The organism is Arenibacter sp. ARW7G5Y1, from assembly GCF_003201775.1.
GTDB lineage: Bacteria > Bacteroidota > Bacteroidia > Flavobacteriales > Flavobacteriaceae > Arenibacter.
The window spans coordinates 138,646-156,373 of sequence record NZ_QJJZ01000007.1; the positions used below are offsets into that span (position 1 = coordinate 138,646).

The 17,728-nt window shown below is 37.8% G+C and carries 15 protein-coding genes; 5 read left to right on the plus strand and 10 right to left on the minus strand.

The genetic code is table 11. The features are described from left to right. Positions 1-31 precede the first annotated feature (31 nt). The 3 genes from C7972_RS12035 to C7972_RS12045 form a co-directional block, all read right to left on the minus strand. Entirely contained in the window at positions 32-2,413 is a 2,382-nt protein-coding gene (locus tag C7972_RS12035; protein WP_110356430.1) for an ABC transporter permease, read from the minus strand. A gap of 454 nt (positions 2,414-2,867) precedes the next feature. Next, a complete protein-coding gene (locus tag C7972_RS12040) occupies positions 2,868-4,169 on the minus strand; it encodes a PepSY domain-containing protein (RefSeq protein ID WP_110356431.1) in 1,302 nt (433 codons plus the stop codon). Between the two features lies 1 nt (position 4,170). Continuing rightward, a complete protein-coding gene (locus tag C7972_RS12045; RefSeq protein WP_110356432.1) occupies positions 4,171-6,597 on the minus strand; it encodes a TonB-dependent receptor in 2,427 nt (808 codons plus the stop codon). A gap of 551 nt (positions 6,598-7,148) precedes the next feature. Here C7972_RS12045 and C7972_RS12050 point away from each other — a divergent pair. Then, positions 7,149-7,379 carry a hypothetical protein gene (locus tag C7972_RS12050; protein ID WP_110356433.1) on the plus strand — a complete coding sequence of 77 codons (231 nt, stop codon included), beginning with the start codon at positions 7,149-7,151 and terminating at the stop codon, positions 7,377-7,379. 43 nt (positions 7,380-7,422) lie between these two features. Continuing rightward, positions 7,423-7,800 carry a hypothetical protein gene (locus C7972_RS12055; protein ID WP_110356434.1) on the plus strand — a complete coding sequence of 126 codons (378 nt, stop codon included), beginning with the start codon at positions 7,423-7,425 and terminating at the stop codon, positions 7,798-7,800. Between the two features lie 492 nt (positions 7,801-8,292). On the opposite strand, the gene C7972_RS12060 is transcribed toward C7972_RS12055, so the two are convergent. Both C7972_RS12060 and C7972_RS24425 read right to left on the minus strand, forming a co-directional pair. Continuing rightward, a complete protein-coding gene (locus C7972_RS12060; RefSeq protein ID WP_181422871.1) occupies positions 8,293-10,470 on the minus strand; it encodes a TonB-dependent receptor domain-containing protein in 2,178 nt (725 codons plus the stop codon). A gap of 72 nt (positions 10,471-10,542) precedes the next feature. Next, a complete protein-coding gene (locus tag C7972_RS24425; RefSeq protein ID WP_375334786.1) occupies positions 10,543-10,869 on the minus strand; it encodes a DUF6660 family protein in 327 nt (108 codons plus the stop codon). Between the two features lie 1,230 nt (positions 10,870-12,099). On the opposite strand from C7972_RS24425, the gene C7972_RS12070 reads away from it, so the two are divergent. The 3 genes from C7972_RS12070 to C7972_RS12080 all read left to right on the plus strand — a co-directional run bounded on the left by C7972_RS12070 (position 12,100) and on the right by C7972_RS12080 (position 13,752). Next, entirely contained in the window at positions 12,100-12,339 is a 240-nt protein-coding gene (locus tag C7972_RS12070) for a phage integrase SAM-like domain-containing protein (protein ID WP_110356436.1), read from the plus strand. Positions 12,340-12,586: 247 nt separating this feature from the next. After that, positions 12,587-13,231, plus strand: a complete 645-nt coding sequence (locus C7972_RS12075; protein WP_110356514.1) for a DUF4377 domain-containing protein — start codon at positions 12,587-12,589, stop codon at positions 13,229-13,231. Positions 13,232-13,386: 155 nt separating this feature from the next. After that, a complete protein-coding gene (locus tag C7972_RS12080; RefSeq protein ID WP_110356515.1) occupies positions 13,387-13,752 on the plus strand; it encodes a glyoxalase in 366 nt (121 codons plus the stop codon). Positions 13,753-14,140: 388 nt separating this feature from the next. Here C7972_RS12080 and C7972_RS12085 read toward each other — a convergent pair whose 3' ends face one another. The 5 genes from C7972_RS12085 to C7972_RS12100 form a co-directional block, all read right to left on the minus strand. Continuing rightward, positions 14,141-15,217, minus strand: coding sequence for an adenylate/guanylate cyclase domain-containing protein (locus tag C7972_RS12085; RefSeq protein ID WP_110356437.1), 1,077 nt, complete (start codon positions 15,215-15,217; stop codon positions 14,141-14,143). 3 nt (positions 15,218-15,220) lie between these two features. Next, entirely contained in the window at positions 15,221-15,379 is a 159-nt protein-coding gene (locus C7972_RS23810; protein WP_181422872.1) for a hypothetical protein, read from the minus strand. 91 nt (positions 15,380-15,470) lie between these two features. Further along, on the minus strand, positions 15,471-16,502 hold the full coding sequence (locus C7972_RS12090) for a S1C family serine protease (protein ID WP_181422873.1): 1,032 nt from the start codon (positions 16,500-16,502) through the stop codon (positions 15,471-15,473). A gap of 21 nt (positions 16,503-16,523) precedes the next feature. Then, the gene (locus C7972_RS12095; RefSeq protein ID WP_110356439.1) at positions 16,524-17,219 is read right to left on the minus strand and encodes an outer membrane beta-barrel protein; all 696 of its coding nucleotides are present in this window, start codon (positions 17,217-17,219) and stop codon (positions 16,524-16,526) included. 55 nt (positions 17,220-17,274) lie between these two features. Next, on the minus strand, positions 17,275-17,646 hold the full coding sequence (locus C7972_RS12100) for a hypothetical protein (protein ID WP_110356440.1): 372 nt from the start codon (positions 17,644-17,646) through the stop codon (positions 17,275-17,277). Positions 17,647-17,728: the final 82 nt, after the last annotated feature.

Consider the following 17,728-nt stretch of genomic DNA (forward strand, 5'->3'; position numbering starts at 1 on the left):
CGAGGGCCGATCAATAACAAAGTGCTTTTAATTATTCTTCTCTTAATGAATCTACAGGATTGGCCAAGGCTGCCTTTAACGCCCTGAAACCTGTAGTACCCATTGTAGTTAGCAAGGCCAAAATTGTGGCCATTGCAAACACTTCAAACTTAATATTCGTTCTATACGTAAAATCTTTTATCCAGTTGTTCATAAAATAATAAGTTAAAGGCCAGGCTATAATACTGGCAACCAATAGTAAAATGACAAACTCCTTTGTTAGTTGAAAAGTAACATTCCCAATGGAGGCACCCAGTACTTTTCTAATTCCAATTTCTTTTGATTTTCGCTCTGCTGAGAAAGATACCAGACCCAAAGTTCCAAGACAGGCAAGAATTATAGCTAGAATGGTAAAAATAGTAAGGACTTCGGTAAACCTTTCTTCAGTTTGGTATTGCCTCGCTATATCTTCATTTACAAAAGAGTACGAAAACTCCCTATTTGTCACAAACTTTGAATAGACAGATTTGATGTGCTTGAGGGTCAAGGGTAGGTTCTGGGCTTCGACTTTCACATATGCCCAATTCAACCAAGTTGAAGATGGAATGAAAATCGTAGGAGCAATTTTTCTGTGAAGTGACTCAAAATGGAAGTCTTTCACAATTCCTACCACCGCATATCTTTGATGGTCAAGTTCGACCCATTTACCGATAGGATCTTTCCACCCCAATTGAGCCACGGCAGCCTCATTGAGAACAATAGAAGAATTACCGTCCGATGGAAATTCTTCTGAGAAATCTCGCCCTTTTACAATTTCAGCTTCAACAGTTCTAAAAAAGTTATCATCAATTCTAATAATCTTCATTGATTTCCTTGCCTCTTCATCAATAGGCACATCCTGTGCAATATATGGCGTGCTATTACTTATCCAGCCTGGCATTTTCATGTTAGAAACACCAGTCCTGATAATGGAAGAGCTGGTTAACAGTTCATTGCTGAAAGCGTCTAACTGGGAGCGATCCATTGTCTTGAGTGGTACAGCCACCAATAGTTCTTTATTAATACCCAATTCTTTGTTTTGGAGGAAGTCGAGCTGATTAAAAACGATGGATGTGGATGCTATTAAGCCAATAGAAATCACAAATTGTAGAACCACAAGCCCCTTTCTAAGTGTTGGGCCAAATCTTTCCTTTGTCTTACTGCCCTTCAGTGCGTTTAAAGGTTTGAAGGCCGAAAGAACAAAAGAAGGGTAAGCCCCGGATATTGTGGCAATTATTACTGTTGAAAGGACTATGGCCATCAACATTGCAGGATCGAACAAGGTACTTGAGGCTATTTCTTTTCCGGCAAATTGGTTAAACATAGGTAGTAACAAAAGGGTCAAGAAGAAAGCGATTAAAACAGCCATAAGGGTTATGACCAACGATTCGCTCAAAAACTGACCGATTAGGTTCATTCTATTGGCACCAAAGACTTTTCGCATGCCAACTTCCTTGGCGCGCCTCAAAGATCGGGTTATGGCCAAATTCATGTAGTTTACACTTGCAATGACTAGAATGAAAATGGCCACGATGGAAAAAATGTAGATGTGGTTAATATCTCCATTGACCTCAATTTCAGTTCCATTATTCGATCTGAGATGAATATCCAATAACGGCTGTAGAAATAATTTGAAATTTTCCGAAGTAAGTGGGGATAAATGGTCGTCAATAAAATTTGGAAACATTGATTCCATGCTTGAGGGTTTAGAACCTTCTGTCATTTTAATGTATATATATTGAGAGTCCCATTGAACATTGGTAAACATTTCTTCAGGCTGAAATTGCCTTGCCGTTTGACCTGATACGAGAAAATCACTATGAAAATGGGAATTTGACGGCATGTCTTTCATAATACCACTTACCTGCAAGGGGAATGTCCCATCACCTATATTTAGAACTTTGCCCATGGCATTTATAGGACCAAAATACTTCTTAACGGTCGATTCCGAAATGACTACTTTGTTCGATCCTTTTAAAACCTCGTTGGGATTGCCAGAAATCAATGGAAAAGAAAAGACCTTGAAAAAATTTTCATCGGCGATTGCAACCCTCTCCTTGTCAAATTTTTTATCCTCAAAAGTGACGATACCAGACATGCTCGAAATTCGAACCATTTGTTCAATTTCCCCAAAATTGGCCTTTAACCTCTCGGCGGTCGGCCATGAATTTGTAGAATACGGCTCCCAAACACTCTGCCGCATATAGGCAGAGGCTACGCGGTAAATTCTATCCCCATCTCGATGAAAATTATCGTAACTCAGTTCGTCTTTGATGAAAAGGAAAATCATAAGACAGCATAGAAAACCTAACGCCAGACCCGAAATATTAATAAGGCTGTAGGATTTTTCTTTTTTGAATACCCTGAAAGCTATTTTGAAATAGTTTTTAATCATGATTTTAGTGGTTGTGTACCAAACAAAAGGTGTCTTTGGTCAACATGATTGGTTGAAAACAATCATCCATAAGACGTTATCTTCCAACCTAAAATTATGCCAAGCTGTCAAGTGTCTTAACATCAGATAGTTATAACAAAGAGTGTAAAGCTATTTCTATTTTACTGTTAAAAATGTTTACATCAAATGTCCACTAATTATACAATCGCCAAGGAGTTGGGCAATCCTCTTCATAAGATAAAATTCAAAAAATGAAAAGTTCTATTAAACGAACGTGGCTGTTGCCGAACTCTAATGAATATTAATTTTCGCTTTTATAAACGTGCAGATATTAATAAATTAAAAGTTCTTTCATAAAGATACCGTCTACCCACAAATTAATTCAAGTAGAATACAAGAAATCGGTTCTTAGAATTTATTGGAATTATACCTATAACTGAACTTTTAATCTGAATTATGCTTGCGCTTTGTTCACGGCTCCTTTTAGCCGAATAACAAAAATATAATAAGTCAAGGCCATGAAAATAACCCATCCAAAACTGATAATGCACAAAGCCTCTATGGATGCCCTATAGCGATCAATTAGGTTTATATACATAAACAATAACATGATACCATAAACGACCCAGTTTATATATTGCCATGCACGTATTGGTGGCTTATTATGTTTGCGCTTTATTGCCATGCGCTTCATAGTAATCCAGATTCCGGAGAGTACCAACGAGGAAATGCCCAACCCTAAAATAAACCAAATTATTTTAGTGGTCAATCCTCCCCAATACCCAAAATGCAGTGGATCGGCAATGTCATTTATCCACATTGCAGTGCCAATTTCATTGGCCTTTTGGGAAGAAACAACCTCATAGGATCGGAGGTCAATATAAACCCTATTGGCCCTTTGCCGGACAAGTGGTACATCACTTTTTCCTACTAGGCCGAGGATATCGGTTTGCTTCTGGGGGATATAAATGTTGCCCACATCAAGTCCGGGAATTTCTTTTTTGGCCAAGGATATTGCCTTATCATAATCGATACTATAACTTAAATCTTGATCGGATACTATAATTTGGTTTGACCTGGTTATTTCCAATTGGGGCGACTTTGGGTTAATTTCGGAGCCAATTCCCCCTACATTGGCTCGCTCTATAAAGTACCAGATTCCAGTAATGGAAAACAACAGGGTAAAGGGAACGGACCAAAGCCCCACCAATCTGTGGAGGCTTCTAAAAAAAACTAGTGGACCTTTCCCTGTTTTTAATTCAAATAGTTTACGCCACCACTTCTTATAAAACAGTAATGCGGTCACTAGTGAAATGAATAGTAGAAATCCAAAGATCAACACCAAAAAATTACCAACTTGAAACGGGATGAACAAAAAGTAATGCAGGTCCCTGAAATATCGTTGTATGGTTATGGCCGATTCCCCTTGTATTTTCCCGGTATAGGGATTGGCGAATACGTAACTTTGCTGACCATCCTCTACTTTATAAATAATATCACAAAGGTAATGTTCTTCGGAACGCATCCAATACTGGATTCGGGCATCAGGGTATGCCTCCCTAAAATTGGCCACCATCAAGTTTCTGGAGGCATATTCCTTTTGAGGGCTTGCCCGCATGGCTGGATTAAAAAGCCAATCCATCTCATGGCTAAGGGTGGCCAGAGTCCCTGAAAAACAGACAATAAAAAATAGGATACTAAGCTTTACCCCTATCCAACTATGGATTTTAAAAAATATTTTTTTATCCAATTTCATTTTAGAAGGTGTAACCAACACTTAAGAGATAATTTCTTGGTGTACCGGGATATAATCGGGTATAACTATAACCTCCTACCCAATGGGTTTTATCCCCGAGGTTATTGATCAAAAAGCGAATGCTAAATTTATCTACTTCATAGGAAACTCCGGCATCCATAACTACATAGGAAGGAAGTTGAAGGGTTGGCTCCAATGTATTGCGCTCGCCAACAAAATTGCTCCCCAATGTAAAACCTATTCCTTTCAATTTTCCATGGAGAAAACTATATTTCCCAAATATACCTCCCTGATGCAACGGAGCATTCTCCTTACTGGTTCCAATTTCCTCCAAATTATCACTTTCAGTTATAGTTGCTTCGTTATAAGCATAATTAGCGGTTAGGCTAAAGTTGGGAAGAATCCGTCCATTTATATCCAATTCAATTCCTTTGGATTCCTCTTGTCCCCGTTGACGTAGCAATTCGGGATTATTGGTATCATTGGCATTGACCAGAATATTATTGTTTTCTATGTAATAGACCGCAAGGTTGGCCGCCAGTCTGTTATTAAAAAATTCACCTTTGGCTCCCGTTTCAAGCATATAGGCATTTATAGGATCAAAAGGTCCGCCAGCTTGTGGGTTGTTCAATGATGCAACTCCTTGGGGCTGGAAACTTTCAGTATATGTGCCATATAGGTTGATATTGGGAGTCGCAGAATAAACCAATCCAATGCGCGGAAGAAATTTATTTTGCGTCGTGATTTCTTCATCGGGTTGATCAAAATTGGCCAAGTCGTTGTAATATTCCTGTCTACCTCCAATCAACAGTTGAAATCTGTTCCATTTAATCTGATCTTGAATATAAAAACCGTAGGAGTAATATTTTGTAGGGTCGGCCGGTGAATTTTCAAATATATAATCGCTAAGTCTCGCAACGTTATATGTAGGATTTTGTAAATCAAAATGGGGCACATTGGGAATAGGATTACCGCTTTCATCCCTTAAAAAATTTGCAAAATCAGCGGCACTATTTGAGGAACCTCCTCCCTCTAGAAGATATCCACGAGCGAAAGATTGAGCATTGCCCACTGGCTGCTTTTGTTCGTTATAATCAAAACCTGCCACTATTTTATGTTCAATAGCGCCAGTATTGGTCTTATAGACAAAATAGGTAGATAGGTTGTCCGCGATAGTCTGTCCCTGGCGTGTAATTACTTGCATTCCCATAAGTGTTGGGATGGGGCTACCATTGGAATCCACTGCAAATTGATTGGAGGTACGGTGTTCTTCCAGATCCTCGTCAAAAAGATACTTTATGTAAGAGGCATTAAAAGAAAGATTATCGGTGAATTGATGGTTTAACGAAAGCGTGGAATAAACTACATCGCTTTTATGAAAATCACTGGTCTGACCTATGGCAAAAGATACTGGGGTTGCATATATATCCGTACCGGCGGTGGCACCAAATATGGGTTGTCCACGATCCAATTTTCCATCAAAATTGGTAACGACCAGGTCAAAATTGATCCGTGTCCTGTCCGTTGGCAGGAAGGAAATGGAAGGAGCTATAACATACGACTTAAATTCTTGTAGGTTCCTAAAGGAATCAGAATTTTCATAAGCTAAATTAAGACGGTATAGTAAGGTTTCCTTTTCATTGATCGGACCAGTAAAATCTGCAGTAGTGCGCAATGTATTATAACTTCCCAAAGTGAAATTAATGGACTTTCGATCTTGTGCCAGTGGTTTTTTGGTGACCCTATTCATAATTCCACCGGGAATAGAATTTCCGAACATAGCCGAAGCAGGTCCTTTTATTACCTCTACACGTTCAATATTGGCCAATAATGGCTCAGGTCCAAATAGTCCAACAACCCGAAGGCCATTGATATACGTATCTCCAGAACGGAAACCGCGAAAGGTAAAATCATCGTAATAGGAATACATATTGACACCGCTTATATTTTTAATAACATCGTTAACACGATATGCTTGCTGGTCAGCAAAGACTTCCTTGGTCACATAACTTACGGCTTGAGGAACATCTTTAATGGCGGTGGCGGTTTTTGTTGCCGCAAACGTCAGGTTGTTTTTGTATGACTTCTCCCTTCGTCCTGTTATTTCCACTTCTTGTAATTGTTCGCTTGAAGCAATCAGCATAAAGTCCAAAGTCGAGTTCTCCTGTTCCTTAACAGTTATGGATTGACTCTGGGGCATAAAACCTATAAATGTAGCTGTAATTGTGTAGGTTCCTGATATTAGGTCAGGAATCATATAGTTTCCATTATAGTCCGCTATTGTACCGTGGTCATTGGAAAGGATGACGTTGGCCCCCATAAGCGGTTCGCCGTCCTGGTCAACTACCTTTCCTTTTATATAAGTCTGTGCGATTAATATGTTCTGAAGTAGTAAGAATGCACTTAAAAAGCAATAGAAATTTTTCATTGATTAATTTTTTAGAGTGCAATAATACATAATTATTCTTATTTAGACCAAATATAAATAAAATTTAAGTACAGAAAATTTAATCATGAATCCCCTGCAGGAAATGGGCTTCAAAAAGTTATGGGAAACAAGAAAAAAATAATTGCAATTAAAAAATATAGAATTGATACCCTTGACTCCTGTTTATAACATCAAGTAAAAATTAAGGAATAGAGTAGAAAATAAATTTTATACCTATGTTGAAACTATGAAAAGAAAAAGGGTTCACGATTTCTCGCAAGGCCAATTCTAATTAAACTACCCCTCCGAACCATTTCAACAAGGAGTTGATGAGATTTAGAATAATTCTAGTTTTTGGACAGTTCTGTAAAAAGAACTTTTTTTAGAATTCCTTTCTTTGGGTTGTAGTCGTATAAAATGTAATGGCAATATTCCATAAAAGGGACAGGACCTTCTTTTTGGATGAGCAAGTATTAAAAAATGGCAAGAATCATCCATATTGCTAGTTTTCCTCGATATATTTACTTAGATTATACCCTAACGACCCGTACATGGAGCTCAAAGCAGCAATCTTTAAAAGATATGGGGGGGACTGGCAATCGTTAGCCAATGAACTGGATCTATTGGCCCAAGTGTCCAGTGCCCAGCAAGAAGACGTTGCACTCTATGTGAAAGGGTTCAATGATTCACTATCCGTATCTTCTCGAGTAAAATTATGTGAATTCCTTGGCCTTGATCCGGACGATTACCCTGAACTGAACGGCCACTCTAAAAAAAAATAGGACTGTTGTTTAATCATTGAGAGCTAACAATAATTATGAGCGAATGGAACATTTAGAGAAAATTAAAAAATGGGGGGAAATGTCCCCGAAAATTCTGGCCCTGGTTAGGATCGGGGTGGCGCGTTCCAACATACTACGGTTTTTGGTGGTAGTGGAAGATCATCTACATTTTATCCGCAAAATTGAATGGATAGAGAATTTTGGTTCAGTCAACAAATTTCATGTCCGGACAATATCGGACAATTTCCATTCCATGACGGTCCTCTATGATGGTGGTGGCAGAGCCACTTTTTTGTTTCTTGAACCTAGTGATTCCAGCCAACTCCTCACGAACCAAGTAAGGGGATTTCTTGAAAAAGGAAGCCAGATACTGGTAGACAAGATTGGTCATGGTGACATCTTTTTGAATTATAAAAAATAATAAGGCACTTTAAATATCTACTGCACTAGCAGTCCCATAAAATCAACCATTTTTGGTTCTACACCAACTTTATCCATTCGCTCTTTTTATTGGCCGTTTTATGGCGTTAACTAAATAAAAATATTATTTCAGTAATATAATCACAATTGTTTCTGCTTTTCATAATTCAGATATATGAATAGCCATAATCACTCATAATGTTACATAATTGATAAATATAAATCGGATATGATAAGATTCTTTTTCATTGTTACGGACCACTTTTGGAATGAGGAAGCCCATAGTTTTAATTTCAAGTAGCAACACCACAAAATTGGTATGGTAGCGAACGATGCGCACAGGTGGAACCTTGTCGGATATCAAGTTTATCCTTTTTTTGACCAAAACGAAACAATAAGAGCCGAAAACAATTAATTGCCAGGAACAAATGTCCCTGGCAAAAAAAATAGTAGATAAAATTGTAACCGCGGGAGTCGGACCCCGAGTCTTAGGTTATAAGCTAATCTTAAACCCGCCGTTGACCACAAAACCGTCTACAGGTGCATAGATATCCAAAAACTGAGGGTCAGTGATGTTTCCTGTAAAAATATTGCCGAAGCGGGTCTGTCGGGTATCCAAAAAGTTTTCAAAGTTCAGAAAGACCGAAAACTTATCCCCTAACTTCTTTTCGCTCATGAGCCCAACAATCCAATAGGATTGTCCTGTTTCACCGTTACCCAATTTTTGTGGGCTGTAAGAGTAAGCTTCAAGACCCACCCATAGGTTTTCTTCCTTTTCATACATTAATACATTGTTCAAACGGTGTTTGGCCACCAATGGGAAATCCGCTACCGTTCCGTTTTCATGTTGTTTAACGTTTGCATGGGTATAACCAGTGAACAGTTTGAAGTCTCCGTATTTGATTTTTAGGTTGACTTCGGCACCACGGGTATCCACATATCCACCAGGTTGTTGGAAGCTATAGAATCCGTTATCCCCTGGTACTAACATCATAGGGTCATTGATTTTGGTGTAAAAAAGGAGTGTATTGATGGACATTGTCATCCCGGGCATGGGTACCCATTTATAGTTTATGTCAAAATTACCTCCTATAGAGCGTTCAAGGTCGACCTCGCCTGTGTCAATAGGTAATACGTTCCTAAATTGCAACCGTTCCGCATCTTCTGTAAAGACAGTAGGAGTCTTGTATCCCATACCCCCACCTAATCGAAAAGTTAGTTTTTGGCTTGGTTCATAGAGCACGGACAGTCGAGGCAGTGCCATTGATCCATAATCAGAATGGAAATCTGCCCGGAAACCGGTTTCAAGAGATAATATTTGGTTGATGGGCCATACGTTTTGGGCAAACAGTCCAAAGATCTGGTAGGACTGGTCCAATGCCTCAGTCTGATTTTCCGTCCTATCGTTAAAATATTCCGTCCATAGATTGGCTCCAAGAACCCATTCCAACCCATCTTCTGACTTATTTGAAAAGTTCACTTCACTGAACGAGGAGCGTTGGTACCCCGAAAAGGTAAAATCTGGAATCTGGATGCTCCGATCGTAAAAACTGAAACTGTTTTTGACCTCCAAACGATTTTGGTCGTTAAAGGCATGCTTAAACCCTAATTGGGTAGAGACTCGCTCCGTTTCATTGGACTCAAAATAGGGATTGTCCACAGACTCTCCCTTAACAAAGTCCAAATTACCCCCAAGCCGGTCTTCCAAAATGGTATTGATACCTATCAATAATTCCGTACTTTCATCAAGGAACCAGTATATTTTTGGATTCAGGGTAAAGCGGTCGAACTCAGGAATAGCAGTCAACCCCACGTCGGAAGGATCATAGGGAGTACCTAGGTTATAGGAAGCGAATACGGTCGTTCCAACCTTGTCGAACTTTTGGGAATAGAACCCGCTCAGGTCGAGGCCAAGAGCGGAGGTTCCGTTGGCCATAAAACTGAGCTCGGGCGTATCTTCCGGGGTTTTTGAAATCAGGTTGACCAGACCGGCAATGGCTCCGCCCCCAAATAGGGTGGAACTAGATCCTTTGATCACCTCGACCTGTTTCAGGTCCAAGGGTGCGATCTGCATCAAACTTAGTCCACTGGCAAACCCTGAATACAGAGGAAAGCCGTCCCGAAGGAGCTGCGTGTACTTACCGTCCAGACCTTGGATACGGATGCTGGAATTGTAACTGGTGGCAGACGTTTGCTGGGTCCTGATACCTGTACTCTCGTTGAGGAGCATACGGATGTCCCCGGGTTTCATATTCCCTTTTTCGGAGAGCTCCTCCCCCACGATGACCTCGACCCGTGTTGGGATATCATCGATGGTCCGGGAACTCCTTGTGGAGACTAAGATGATTTCTTCCATTTCCTCGGTTTGGGGGGCAAGAAAAAAGGTCTGTCCCTGAGCCGTTTCATCCAAGGGAAAGGAAAGGCTATATTCCACGGTGGCATATCCGATATAGCTTAACCGCAGTTGAAACCTACCGTCAGGGATGTTCTCCATATGTATCTTTCCCTCTTGATCTGATATTGCCCCTTTTTCAAGGGATGGCAAAACTGCGGTGACCCCCATCAAGGGTTCATCGCTCAGGGAATCCTTGACGATGATGTCAAGGGTATTCTGTGCAAGTACGGTTACCATCCCGAATAGGGACAGTACCACAAAAAGTCTTAATTTCATTTATTTGGGTTTTGAAGTATGTTGGACTATGGCCAAAAGTTTTCGACCAAAATCATATTAATTCACGACAAGCTATACTTCAATGGTGCGTGGGGGCTTCAGCGAATAGAAATACACTTCCTTGGGAAGAATATCAATATAAGGTATAGGGAGAGTTTCATGCTCAATTTCAAGAGAAACGAAAGCCAAGGTCTTATAAGTTATCGTGAACCCAAGGCATCTGCCACAATTGTAAAAAGGGGAGCATGGCCCATCCTTCCCATGGGGAACCTCTTGAGAACTTTCACTTCCACAATAGTCTATAGTTGAAACGTCCGAACATGAACCTTTATCCTCACAACATGGGTATGATGACAGGAGAATTGTGTACAAGGAAAGGATTACTGTAATGACCTTCATGAGACAAATATAAAGAATTTCTAAATGTATAAAATTAATTTTGGAAAACCGGGAACATATGACAAGGCAAAATATTTCAATATAGCCCGAAACGACGAACCATTGCACTCCATGCCCTTGTGGTAAATAAAACAATTTCAAATGGGATTTTAGGATTCGAACCGCATGTCATCCCGATATCGGGTTCCCTGGTTAATGAAAAGGAGAATCGGATTTTTTCCTGTGAAATCGACCACTTATAAGTTAGGAGAATAAGTAATAATTGATACCAAAAACACAGCATATGCTTTAGTTACGTAAAATCAACGATTTATAGCACAAAAATTTTTAAGGCGAGCGGTCATTCACAAAAACACAACTTTGTATTACATTTTCAACAAAGACAAAGTGACGGTTGTGGCTATGAAGGATAATAGGAAAGAGAAGGCCGATAGATAACCTTGGTTAAAGTTAAGATACTAGTGTCATGATTTTCAATAGCTTAATAGTAAGGGTAGTTCTTAATTCCTTTTCCTAGTTCTGTAAAAAGAACTTTATTTAGGATCATTTTTTAATTTGAACTTAACTCTTGGCAGGTATCTTTGCTAAAAATGAAGACACCTAGCTAATCTTGGAGTTTTTTATATTTGATGATATCTGATTTTCTTTGTAATTTTAACTCGTAAATAACACATAATCAATACGTTCTGGAGCTATTTATAAATCGAGTGTCCATATAGGGATTTGATTTTGATAAGTACATGCAAAATACTGATAATCAATTATTTGTAACAAGTAGTTGTATTCTGTCATCCCGACCAAGCAGAAAAGTGATTTGCATATGCAAATCACTTTTTTTGTTTCCCATGGAGCCAAACGCAGTTTGGGCGATCATGGAAACAAAAAAAGTCTGAAGGCGCTAGACTTCGCTTTTCTATTTTCAGTGAGGGTTCATTAGGATTATCTAAACCCTGTCATCCCGACGAACCTAGAAATAGGTGGTATCAAAAACACTGTTAATCACTTGATTTTTAGTCTTTTTTTTTGCTTTTGTCAATTTTATTTGATATCAAATGTGCACACCAAATTCGGTGTGCAACGGTTCACTGGAATTGTAGTAAATTGAAAGAACTTTAGAGTAAGATTTGACTTTCGTCTTTACAAATTATTGTTTAACCAAAGTTTTTACAAATGAGAACAAGTCAGACTACTTATCCAAGAAGATAAGATAATTCCTCCAATGCCATAAAAATGCGTTTCCTTGGGGAAGACAAGGTTAGCAGGACCTTGATGGACCAAATCGAATACTACAACGGGAACATGGTCCATACCCTCAAGTTCGGCACCATGAAAAACTATGATACCACTGAAAGATATTCAAAGCGATTTTTAAAGAATAAGTTCAAACAAGAGGATATCCAACTTAAGAAGCTCAACTATTGTTTTATATTGAATCTGTACGGTGGAAATCCTATTATGGGGTATACGTGACCCGGACATTAATGGGAAATATGTGGGGATCCCGGAAATGGGTAACGCAATTTGGAGGGTATTTTACTGATACGGTTTCTTAGATAAAAGTACTTAAGAAATAAAGAACAGGCTTAGAGACTAATTTAATGTAAAGGCCAAGCATAAACTTGGGTAGACTATGTGCTTTAACGAACATTATACTACAACGCAACTAATTCGAAGTTTATACATCTATGGTTTATTGATAACATTAATTTTAAAAGAAATGAGTAGACTACATTTATTTATCGCCTTTATTGTTTTTTGCTTATTTTTTACCAGTTGTCTCAAAGACCAAGAGAATGATAAAGAAAAAATTGTGGAAATAACCATCTACCCTGAGACTGGATATGGGGCAAGTATTATGAGTGATATTTGGACTCAACCTTTAATTTTTTCTGACAATGATGACAATCAAAAACAAATGCTGGTTGATATAATTTTTGAAGGTCTCGATATTGACTATGAAAGGGGATATAAATACACCTTAAGTGCTGAAAAAGTGTGGATGCATGAGCCGCTACAAGACGTCTCTTCGATTAAGTATGTTTATATTGAACTTCTCTCCAAAGAGAAAGTTATTACTGAAAATAGTGAAGAGAACATTGAACTTTTTGTATCCCCTGAAACTGTCAAATTTACACCTAAATATCCTTCCGAATTTGAAGATGATCAATCTCCAAAGATTTATAATGCTTTACATACAAAGAAGACTGGGTCAGATAATTGGATGACTCTCCCCGCCATTGAAGGGTTCAACTTTGAAGAAGGTTATGAGTATGTGTTAAATGTTAAAAAAATTACACAAGTTGACCCATACTTAATTAGGTTTGTATTGTTGGAAATAAAATCGAAAACACTTAGGAACTAAGGAAAACCAATGCATAACATTTTATAGAACCGAAAAGGGTTTTAGTGGAATGCCAAGGTCTTCCCCACTTCAATTTTAGTGTACCTTGTAAACAACGTTCTCCGCAATACTTTTCGGGTAATATTGCCACCGTTGTAAACCTAAAAAAAAAAATAATGAAAATATCAGGGAAATCTATCAGGACTTTTATTGGTTCCAAAAACTATAATGTTTCTAGAAATTTTTATTCCGATCTAGGTTTTAAAGAAATAGTTACATCGGAAAAAATGTCTTATTTCCATATTGGAGAATTCGGATTTTATTTACAAGATGCTTATGTGAAGGATTGGATTGATAACTCAATGATTTTCTTTGAAGTTGAAAATTTAGAAAGTACTTTGAAATACATACGGAGTTTAAAGTTGACTGAAAAATATAAGGATGTGCGCTTATCTGAAATAGTATATAACGAATGGGGAAACGAGTTTTTCCTTCACGATCCTTGTGGAATATTATGGCATTTTGGAAAATTTAAAAAATAACAGAATTAATAACTGCTTACAATCAGAGTAACCTTAGCACAACCTTTAATTCCCCAAAATATTAATATCATAAACGGCCTTTTAAGACCGTTTTGTGTTTTAAGCGAACGTGGTGCCTCCCATTATATAATGCCAAGAAAGAAGCATAAACCTTGGGTAGTGATCTGTCCTTGCCTTGGTGTGACTATACTTCATAGAGATACCAATACCCTGCAAAATAGGATTGGAGCGCTAAGCACATATAGCCGTGTATTTGAATAAAAAGATTTATTAAATTAGGACTAAATGGGGAATATAAACTCTGGTTGCTATATGAAACCATTAGTGATAACTACATCATATTGTTTTAGTCTGATCTTTGGCAATTCATTTGATTAAAAAAAGCAGATTACGAAACCAAATCGCCTATTTTTTGAACCCCAAATAGCGTAAGTGTCTCGTTTTTACCTTTTAAGTAAGCATCCAGGTATACCTGACTATCATATTGTTTTTTACTGTTGATTACATTCCATATAGTTTCAGAAACCAGCAATTGTTGTTGATATTGATTACAAAGTGATTGTATTCTTGCTGTTGTATTAATCACATCGCCATGATATGCCAGTTCTTTTTTTATTGTTCCTATTTCTGCAAATATGACTTTTCCGCCATGGACGCTAGCCTTAAATTCAGGATGAAACCCATACTTTTCTTGGAAATAGTCTTTTTTGCCAGATAATTGTTCTATGAACTTGAAAAAGACTTTTATACAATTATCGTACAGCAATCCACTTTTGAAGGTCCATACAAGTACTGCTTCGTCGCCTACATATTGATAAATGGTAGCGCTGTGTTTAGATACAACCTCGTTAAGTTCAATAAAGGCATCTTGAATAAACTGACTGTATTTGTAATTGCCTAAGTTTTCGGCAATGGTTGTCGATGATTTTAAGTCCAAAAACATAAATATACGTTCTACTTGTAGAGGTTTTTTATAGATACCCAAAAGCATCTTCATAAAAATTCCTTTCCCAAACTTTTCGTTGGCCATTTGTATCATTAAAAATACAATGAGCGCAAACAAAAAGTAAACAATGAAAGTTCTGAAAAATTTATTTTGGAACCACCACCATCGTTCACTGGAAAAAGGCTCATTGCCATCATTTAAAATAAGTATTCTAGCTACGGTGAGTAGCGCAACAAGGATAACAAAATAGGACGAGGACTTGATGAGGAGCTGTAACCAAAGTACCAACCTATTAAGGACTGTTTTTTGAAAAGAAATTTCAATTAATGCAAAAAATATGCCTAAAAAAACACCTATATATATAGCGTGTAATAGAAGATTTTTAAAGGTGATGTGATTGTTTACTTCTAACTCAAGGTTGTCGATGCCATAGAATTTAATGAATATATAAAACACAAAAGCCAATGTCCAAAATAGTAGGGATTCAAATATATAGGAAAGGTATTTCATTCGAGACATCAGCTAGATTAAATTTTCATGCATATCATTCAAAGCTTCAATTACGGTATTACCATACCCTTTTGTTATTTCAAATTCATCATTGTCCACTAAAGAAACACTGTATGATTCGCTTGATCGGTAGATTTTTAAAAATTTTAATTGGTTTGTATTTAATTCCATGATTTGTATGATTTAAGTTATTGAATGTTTTAGTTTCAGAATATATATAGTAATAGTCCAATAGGTGATTCAAGGTTCTAAATCAAAGCTCCTAGCTTTTAAAGTTGATTGTGAGATCTTCTACCTTACCACCTCTCAGTACTTTTAGCACGAATTCTTTCTTTTTGTAGAAATCCGATTTATTGACCATTGCATTATCAACATTTTCAAAAGCCTCTTTGGTCAATGGAAATCCATTTACCGATAGTATAATATCCCCTCCTAAAATTAAATGCTCATCTTCTATGGTAATAGTTTCAAATCCACCTTTGATTCCGGCAAAATAAGCAGGTGAAAAGCGAACTACAGATTCAACCAGCAAGCCGCCATTAATAGGAACATTTAACATCCATGCCAATTCTTTATCCAGAATAAAACCATTAATACCGTTCCATCTTCTATTGCCGTCAACAACCAATTTTTTGGCTAAGTTTGAAGTAGCCGCAAAACCCAAGCCTTGAAAACCTCCAGATTCGGAAATGATGTAGCTTGAAATTCCGATGACCTCTCCTTGCAAGTTAAACATCGGACCACCCGAATTACCCTGATTTATCGATGCATCTGTTTGAAAGTATTCATTGATTACAAACCCAGAGGTCCTCGTTTTTTGCTTTTGTCTGCCACTAATATAGCCTGAGGAAAGGGACTGCTCCAAACCATATGGGGCGCCTAAGATAATAATCTGTTCTCCAACCGAGACCCTGTCCGAGTCACCTATCTCTGCCACTTTATAGTCTTTGGGCATCCACGATAATTTCAACAATGCAATGTCCGCTACGGGTGCCGATCTAATAACCTTAGCAGGGATTTCTTCCCCATTTCTAAACTTAACGGTGACTTTTTCAGCATCATTGACGACGTGGGCGGCCGTTAATACTTCTCCATCCTCGGAAATAAGAACCCCTGAACCGATACCTTCATCAACAATCATTTGATGGCTTTCTTCAAATAATCTGGATTCGGTAAGAATGGTAACAACAGATGTATTTACTTGTTTGTAAAGGGATGCTATGTCCTGGGCATTGGCGATACCTACTGTAAAGGAGAATACCGCAAGAAAGATGGGCATTTTTAAAGTATTCATTAACTTCATTTTATTGTTAGTTTAAAATTTATAGGCTAGTGACAGTCCTAAATTGAATGTGATGATTTTGGGCATGTAATCTAAAGTGGTGCGCAGATTGTCAATTGTGGTGTCAACATCGGGGATTGTAACAAAACCACCACTGAAAGTAAAAGTGGGCATTAGACAAAAGTAGTTTCCTATGTCACGTTTAAGTCCAATACCCAATTCGTAGCCTAAACCGAAACCGGTCTCACTAGAGCGAATTACTTCAGTATTGGCATTTTCATTCGTAACCGCTATTGTAAACGGTGGATTGGAAACCAGTATAGGTCCTAATCCGATTCGGGGATAGATACTGAATTTTCTTCCAATATTTATTTTGTATTCAATCCCGGCAAGAAGGGAATAGGTTTTCCAATCATCGGAACTACCTACAATATTTGCTTCTACCTTTGTTGTTTTCGATTCTTCTACCAATGCATAGATATCGGTGTCAAAATTCTGATAACGAAAGGTTAATGTAAAATTCAGCTTTTCGCTTAAGGCAGCTCCCCCATAAACATCCAACTTGTTTCCGCTTTCTGCGAAACCCGAATTGGAATTGGCAATATCATCGGCCGCAAAATCTCCCAATGGAAAACTTTTTCCATAAGAAACACCAAAATAATAGTTGCTTTCTTGGGCGACAATGGTTGTGGCTATGGAAAAAGCGATTATAAAAATATATTTTTTCATGTTAAGATTAGTTTTGAATACTTGATAAATTGAAACTGAAAACTGGAACGGGGTTTTAAGATTTAGCTCTGTTCCATTCCAGCTCTGTGGATATGAATCTTGTAGTTACCTCAAGAAGAAGGTTGTCACCTTCCACCAGACATTCTACATCCAACAGCTTTCCTCTTTTTTTGGAATATATCTTGCCCACCCATTTACCATTTGTATACTCCAGGTTGAGTACTTCTATTTTCGTGTTTCGCTCTCCCTTCGAATTTATTGGGTTGCCTAGGTATACATTACCTTCTTTATAAATTTCTATTTTTGTTTCATCTGCTGTAATCCAAACAGCAACTATTTCATTTTGTTGATCTTGCTTATCTTGTGCAAAGAAGTTGGTGGATAGGACAAAAAAGGCAATTGTGATTAATTGATTCATATTTTTCATGATTATATATTTTGATTACGGGGCGAAACTATTTTGACCGCGCAGCAGTAGCAAAAAAAATTTACCAAACGCCTGTATTAAT

Bases quoted from the DNA above. Each gene is read 5' to 3' on its own strand.
- C7972_RS12035 (WP_110356430.1), bottom strand. From the start codon at position 2,413: ATGATTAAAAACTATTTCAAAATAGCTTTCAGGGTATTCAAAAAAGAA.
- C7972_RS12040 (WP_110356431.1), bottom strand. From the start codon at position 4,169: ATGAAATTGGATAAAAAAATATTTTTTAAAATCCATAGTTGGATAGGG.
- C7972_RS12045 (WP_110356432.1), bottom strand. From the start codon at position 6,597: ATGAAAAATTTCTATTGCTTTTTAAGTGCATTCTTACTACTTCAGAAC.
- C7972_RS12050 (WP_110356433.1), top strand. From the start codon at position 7,149: ATGGAGCTCAAAGCAGCAATCTTTAAAAGATATGGGGGGGACTGGCAA.
- C7972_RS12055 (WP_110356434.1), top strand. From the start codon at position 7,423: ATGGAACATTTAGAGAAAATTAAAAAATGGGGGGAAATGTCCCCGAAA.
- C7972_RS12060 (WP_181422871.1), bottom strand. From the start codon at position 10,470: ATGAAATTAAGACTTTTTGTGGTACTGTCCCTATTCGGGATGGTAACC.
- C7972_RS24425 (WP_375334786.1), bottom strand. From the start codon at position 10,869: ATGAAGGTCATTACAGTAATCCTTTCCTTGTACACAATTCTCCTGTCA.
- C7972_RS12070 (WP_110356436.1), top strand. From the start codon at position 12,100: ATGCGTTTCCTTGGGGAAGACAAGGTTAGCAGGACCTTGATGGACCAA.
- C7972_RS12075 (WP_110356514.1), top strand. From the start codon at position 12,587: ATGAGTAGACTACATTTATTTATCGCCTTTATTGTTTTTTGCTTATTT.
- C7972_RS12080 (WP_110356515.1), top strand. From the start codon at position 13,387: ATGAAAATATCAGGGAAATCTATCAGGACTTTTATTGGTTCCAAAAAC.
- C7972_RS12085 (WP_110356437.1), bottom strand. From the start codon at position 15,217: ATGTCTCGAATGAAATACCTTTCCTATATATTTGAATCCCTACTATTT.
- C7972_RS23810 (WP_181422872.1), bottom strand. From the start codon at position 15,379: ATGGAATTAAATACAAACCAATTAAAATTTTTAAAAATCTACCGATCA.
- C7972_RS12090 (WP_181422873.1), bottom strand. From the start codon at position 16,502: ATGAATACTTTAAAAATGCCCATCTTTCTTGCGGTATTCTCCTTTACA.
- C7972_RS12095 (WP_110356439.1), bottom strand. From the start codon at position 17,219: ATGAAAAAATATATTTTTATAATCGCTTTTTCCATAGCCACAACCATT.
- C7972_RS12100 (WP_110356440.1), bottom strand. From the start codon at position 17,646: ATGAAAAATATGAATCAATTAATCACAATTGCCTTTTTTGTCCTATCC.